Raw genomic sequence first — 6,255 nt, 5'->3', positions numbered from 1 at the left:
ATTCTGACTACTTTTTATTTCCATAGTAACAGTTCAGCCATAAAAAATAATTGACAATACTTGAGCTTGCTCATTGTATTGTTGATTATCTTTTTATGGTAGAATAGCCTTTCATTTCTGAAATGAAATAAACAAAAGCTGCAAAGCAGCGACTGACAGCTTGCTGGCAGGTTTATGAATTGAGGAAATAAAAGGCTGAACTGTTACTTTCCATACTTAAATTCACCTTTGCCATTGTATTTGAATATAAAATTTTTCAAAATATCAGCATTTGTGCTCCAGTCAGTTTCACTTGAATTTGTTGAAAGAAGATATGCTCCGTCAGAACTTGTCGTGAAATATCCCTCCATAGGTATCTGAAGCTGTTTTACATCAGCCGTACCAAGAAATACCGTATCTTTCATAAGAGACATTATCTTGTCATTGTCAAGATCCGTCTCAATATTAGAGAGAACCTTATTTCCAACTTCAAGCCATTTTGAAAGCGGCTGTTTCTTCATCTTTGCAAACACGGCACTGATAACTGTTCTCTGTCTCCATGTACGACCGTAATCATCGGTAAGTCCGTTTGCCGTAACGACAGACTTTCCTATTACATCATATCCTTTTCGTATGCGGCAATATCCGAGTGCCTGATAACCGTTTAACTTCTGCTTTCCGACTTTTAAACCTTTACGATATTTTTTCTTTCTGATAAAGTTTGTCTTGCTCAGATAATCTACTTCCGTCTGCGTAAGCTCTACTTCAACTCCGCCTATCGTATTTATTGCCTGCGTAAACGCATCAAAGCCGACCATGACATATCCGTCAAGCTTTATGTTAAAGTTCTCTGCAATAGCCTTATATATGCCCTTTATGCCACCATCATTGAAACACTCATTTAACTTTCTGTATTTTCCTGATGATGACGAATAAATTTTCATGTCCCTGAGAAGTGATGTAAGTTTTAATGATTTATGTTTTTTATCGAGAGTTCCTATCATCATAACATCCGGAAGTCCCTCCTCAACAAAACCATTCCACTCTTTTCGGTGGTCATTACCTATAAAAAGAAGATTTATAATATCATTATCAGAATCGACATGAATACCACTTAAATCAACTGTAGCTAATGCCGAGTCATAATTTCTCTTTACATGATTTAATGACTGGTTGAACATAACCTGTGCCCTTGCCGCAAAATAGCCTGCCGCAATACTTATTATAAGACAGATGCTTAACAGAACATTCTTTAATACTTTCTTCTTTCTTTTTTTTCTGCTTCTCTTTTTAAAACTGTTTCTGTCACTGTTTCTACGATTTTCTTCCATATACACTCCCATTTACTCACAGATATTATATTATGGTGTTGAAGCTAAACAATATTTCTAAGACCGATGGATTACTATCTGTTTTTAACTTTTGCACCATATCATCTGATTTTATTTGTTATTTTTTACCTTTGAATATTATATAGGAGTCTTTCTCATATTGCAATAAATTTACGCAATTCTTAAGGATATTGTAAAAAAACATTGAATCTTCTATTTTACTCTGCAGAAACTCGCTGTAATGTAACATTAAATTACAAGCTTTTATATATTCAGCAAAAAGAAGTCTGCCATTTATAACTGTCTCAGTTTTTTTATTGCTTCGGCTATCCCGCCAACTTCATCGTAAAGTCCTTTTTTAACGGCTTCTTTTCCAACAAGTATCGTACCGAGATCCCTTGACAATATCCCCGGTGTCACCATCATCTTTTCTATCTCTTTTTTCTCAATTACGCTGTGTTTTGCGATAAAGTTCGTTATCCGCTCCTGTATGAGCTGAAAATACTCATATGTCTGAGGAGCACCCAGCACCGTGCCACTCATTCTCACCGGATGTATGACAACCGTTGCGGAAGGAGCTATGATAGTGTGGTCTGCGGCGACTGAAAGCGGTACCCCTATTGAATGGCTGTCACCTATTATCAGTGAAACAGTCGGTTTTGTAAGTGATGCTATCATCTCCGCCAGTGCAAGTCCACACGAGACATCACCGCCGACCGTATTTATCAGGAAAAGTATCCCGTCTATATCCTCATCGCCCTCAATTGATACGAGCATAGGCAGCAGATGTTCATACTTCGTTGTTTTTACCTTCTCAGATGCACTGTTATGTCCTTCTATCTCCCCGATTATCGAGATTACCAAAAAATGTTTTCCGCTCTTTTCATCGTCAAGTTCAATCATTCCATATTCTCTTATATTATCCATATTCCCCTCATTTCTGTGCTGTTTTTATTCATATCAACAATGTTTTACCAAAAGGTATTTCGTTCTAAATTTTCCAAGTATCGTCAACTGTTTCTGCCTCTTGCACAATAAAAGTATGTGCAGTTTTTTCAAAAAAATCCGCTGCAAAACGCAACAAATCCATAAACAATAAAAAATCCCCCTTAAACATTGCACACACAAATCCCATAATATATAATGTATATAAAGGATATGAAAGGTATGGTAAAACATATGGATGTATTAAATTTTCAAATATCAAAACCCTTACAGTTCAACTGGACAGGCAAGTTTATTGCACCTGACGAAAACTGGACACACATTACAAGGGCACTTACGGATTATGAATTTATCGTTATGACTGACGGCGAACTTTATATAGCGGATGATAAAAGACAGTATGTGGTAAAAAAGGGAGAATATCTCATTATGTCGCCGACACTTAAACAGTACGGATATAAGCCATCAAAATGTACTTTCTACTGGACGCATTTTACTTATCCTGACGAACTTATATCCCCCCGTTGTTCAATGAGTGAAAATGACATTCTAAATAATATACATAAAAATCAGAATATGATTCTTCCCGTGCAAAACACGATTCCGCGTATTGACAGGATTATAGTATTATTCAAACAACTTCAGGACAGTGACAGAAAATACGGAAGTAAAATATTAAACTCTCTCAATATAACTGCGGCACTGATGGAACTTCACAGTCAGCTCTACCTCTCTAATGGAAGAGTTTCCCTAAAGGGCGACCATGTGCAGTTATACACCGATATTGTCGATTATATATCATGGCGGATAAGAGAAAATTTCAAAGTCAGTGAGATAGCAGAATATTTTGGCTACAATGAAAAATATATAACGACATTCTTTAAAAAGGCATCGGGTGTTTCACTGAAAACTTACATCTTAAATCAAAAAATGGATATGGCAAAGGCTTTGCTCAGTGACACAAATAAACCTATCTCACAGATTGGATATGAAATAGGTTTCTCTGATAATCACAATTTTTCAAGTGCTTTCAAAAAAATAACCGGACAAAGCCCGTCCGATTACCGCAATACTTACGCACAAAGAAAATTATTCCATGAATAGTACATATTCATGGAATAATTTTTTCACACCTCTTCTGCCATACTTTTTTATATCTCTCATATGCTTCTCATTCCGCCTGTCAGGTTTGCGAATGAATAACAAATCCAATCCTCTTTATCAGAAGCCCCCCTGCTATGCCGACGACTACCCCTGCAACAGTTCCGGATATTATAAGTGCAGGTAGATAATATATTAGCAATTTTGTCTTAAGAACGAGCATAGCTACTATTATCTGACCCGTATTATGACTCACACCACCTGCCACACTCACTCCGTTCACGGAAAAAATATCTGCTTTTTTTAAAATAAACATTACAAAAAAGCTCAGCATACCGCCCGCAAAGCTATACATAAGACTTGCAAGACTTCCGAATGTAAATCCGACAAGTATTATCCTGACGATTGCTATGCCAAAAGCCGTAAACGGACCATACACATACATGGCAAAAATAACGACTATATTTGAAAATCCTGCTTTTATTCCCGGAATACCGATATTTATCGGTATCATTGACTCTATATAGCTTAGCACAAATGCAAGTGCTATCATAAGCCCTATGCCTGAAATCTTCTTTGTACCAAGTCTTTTATGGCGGTTTTCTTTTTGCCTCATATCAATCCTCACTTCTACACTGCCATATCTGTACTGTCATTCTCAAAAACATAGTTTGCACACATATACTCAGGTATATAGAACAACAGACAATTATCATCATTTGTATGATAAAATACTATTCTCATCTTATCACATTTGTATGACATAAATTCGTCACTTACTTTTACCGGAACACCATATTCGTTTATCAATGCATCTAAAACACTTCCCACTTTATCTCTCTTTAACAGAAAGACTCCAAGATTGACAAAACCCTTAAAAAAGTAATAATAAATCTTGTCCACACATTCATCAGAGGAAGATTGGGCAAAAATAAGGCTTTCGGTCTTGTTTTCATATGCAATTATAAGTGGTTTTTCCACAAGAAATCTTCCATTGTTAAATGTCTCTCCCCAATCATACCCCATAAACGAATCTTTATTACATAATTCTACTTTATCATTGTTTTTACTTGAAACTGCATAAGACTCGTCCATCTCTTTTTTATATTTTCCATAAAAATCAACAGCAATGCTCACAGCCTTGTCCATAAGGCTGTCAGAACCGTGTTTTTGAGTCACCTGAACAGGCGGAATCCATGTGTCAGGTGCCATATGTTCGATAAACACATCTGCAATATGTTCATCAAACTCTGTTCCCCTGCCATTGTATATGATGTCCATTGCCTTATCTGTTTTCCAGGCTTCTTTATATTGTCTTTTACTTGTAAGAGCATCATAAACATCTGCTATTTTAATAATCTTGGCGAGCAGATTTATCTCATCACCTTTTACTCCGTCAGGATAACCATAGCCGTCAATCCTCTCATGATGATGTCTTACACCCGCTACTATATTGTCACTCATACCAACTTCCTGAAGCATCTCAGCTCCACGCACGGTATGATTTTTCATCTGTTCAAAATCACTTCTTGTAAAAACACTTGGCTTATTAAGCACATAATCCGATACACCTATTTTGCCTATATCGTGCATGAGTGAAGCAAACTCAAGATCAAACATCTGTCTCTTGTCAAGTCCAAGCCATGTTCCAAGATCCCTTGACAACTCGGCAACCCTCTGTGAATGACCTGCTGTAACAGGGTCTTTTGCATCTATAACGGAAATCATCAAAGACAACATTGAAAAATAAATTCTCTGATGTTCATCTCTCTCATGTTTCGCCCTGAAATAAATATACATCGAAAATAACATTGTCGAGATATGCGATGCCCTCTGAACACCAAGTTTTCGTTCAAGACCTATGACCGTGTAAACCAATTCTTCTGAATTTTTGTCGATAACCGGCATTGGTATAAAAGCAAGATAAGATACTCCCCTGAAAAGTTTTGTCCTTGTCTGTACAACCGTTGTCGTGCTTGACTTTTCTCTGCCAAACAACTGTGTTTCCACAAACTTTTTATTTCTGTGATTTTCATCTGAAAGTTTTTTAAGCAACCCTGAGCTGTTTGTCATTGCCGGATGTATCAGTTCTGCCGATAACGACTTTTCTATCTGCTTTTTATTGTTCAAAAGATAATTAGCATATGTAGTCTCTGATTCCATATTTACTATATTTCTAACAAACTTTACTACTGCACCTATAGGCAGGTTTTTCGTGTTGTATCTATATACAATAAATTTTATCAGACTGAGCATTACATATGTAATTCCTGAAAAGGACAAAATCTCAACAATTGGAATATAAAGGACACTCTTAAATATAAACCACCACTGTACAACCATAATCATAAGCAGACCTGACAACGCTACAAATACTCCTTTTCTTGTGCGAAGCTGAACTGCAGTACAGCCTGCCATAAAGACAACCAGTGCAACAGCAACCGCCTTTATATTAAATGGAAGTAACGGTATAACCTTTACTTCCGTACCTGCAATAATAACCTTTTGGTTTATAATACTAATTATACTTCCATTGCCATAAACTCCTGTCACAAACCGGTCATAAAGTATATCTCTATTTCCAACAATTATAACTGCCACCACTGACATAATCGTACACAGTAAAACACCCGCATACAATTTTACCGAATCCCTTTTTTCAATCGACTTCATGCACCTTTGACTCCTATCGTATTTATTTTCTCCTATTATCCCTCTTTTTTCTCCCATTAATTACATATTACATCTATTGAGCTAAAATGTCGAGTATTTTTTGTAAGTTTTGGAAAAAGCACCCGGCATTTATGCAACAAAAATTATCATCTATATAATATACTGAAAAAAGAGATTCTGATATTATCAAAATCTCTTTTTTGCTTTTTATTCCGCTTTTAATTTA

General features: G+C 36.2%; 5 protein-coding genes. 1 reads left to right on the top strand and 4 read right to left on the bottom strand.

The annotated features are described in order from the left end of the window. Nucleotides 1–203: 203 nt before the first annotated feature. Both DW721_RS15475 and DW721_RS15470 read right to left on the bottom strand, forming a co-directional pair. Complete coding sequence (locus DW721_RS15475; protein ID WP_182436363.1) at nt 204–1,310, bottom strand: LCP family protein; 1,107 nt, start codon at nt 1,308–1,310, stop codon at nt 204–206. 294 nt (nt 1,311–1,604) lie between these two features. Next, entirely contained in the window at nt 1,605–2,237 is a 633-nt protein-coding gene (locus DW721_RS15470; RefSeq protein WP_118746264.1) for an ATP-dependent Clp protease proteolytic subunit, read from the bottom strand. A gap of 240 nt (nt 2,238–2,477) precedes the next feature. Between DW721_RS15470 and DW721_RS15465 the strand changes: the two genes are divergently transcribed. Continuing rightward, on the top strand, nt 2,478–3,359 hold the full coding sequence (locus tag DW721_RS15465; RefSeq protein WP_207665631.1) for an AraC family transcriptional regulator: 882 nt from the start codon (nt 2,478–2,480) through the stop codon (nt 3,357–3,359). A gap of 79 nt (nt 3,360–3,438) precedes the next feature. Here the strand turns inward: DW721_RS15465 and DW721_RS15460 are convergent, their stop codons facing one another. Further along, a complete protein-coding gene (locus DW721_RS15460) occupies nt 3,439–3,972 on the bottom strand; it encodes a Gx transporter family protein (RefSeq protein ID WP_118746263.1) in 534 nt (177 codons plus the stop codon). Between the two features lie 14 nt (nt 3,973–3,986). Next, nucleotides 3,987–6,029, bottom strand: a complete 2,043-nt coding sequence (locus tag DW721_RS15455; RefSeq protein WP_182436362.1) for an HD-GYP domain-containing protein — start codon at nt 6,027–6,029, stop codon at nt 3,987–3,989. Nucleotides 6,030–6,255: the final 226 nt, after the last annotated feature.

It is taken from the genome of Clostridium sp. AM27-31LB (assembly GCF_003480745.1).
Taxonomy (GTDB): domain Bacteria; phylum Bacillota; class Clostridia; order Lachnospirales; family Lachnospiraceae; genus Butyribacter; species Butyribacter intestini.
This window is presented reverse-complemented; position numbering and strand designations above follow the sequence as displayed.

Bases quoted from the DNA above. Each gene is read 5' to 3' on its own strand.
- DW721_RS15475 (WP_182436363.1), bottom strand. From the start codon at position 1,310: ATGGAAGAAAATCGTAGAAACAGTGACAGAAACAGTTTTAAAAAGAGA.
- DW721_RS15470 (WP_118746264.1), bottom strand. From the start codon at position 2,237: ATGGATAATATAAGAGAATATGGAATGATTGAACTTGACGATGAAAAG.
- DW721_RS15465 (WP_207665631.1), top strand. From the start codon at position 2,478: ATGGTAAAACATATGGATGTATTAAATTTTCAAATATCAAAACCCTTA.
- DW721_RS15460 (WP_118746263.1), bottom strand. From the start codon at position 3,972: ATGAGGCAAAAAGAAAACCGCCATAAAAGACTTGGTACAAAGAAGATT.
- DW721_RS15455 (WP_182436362.1), bottom strand. From the start codon at position 6,029: ATGAAGTCGATTGAAAAAAGGGATTCGGTAAAATTGTATGCGGGTGTT.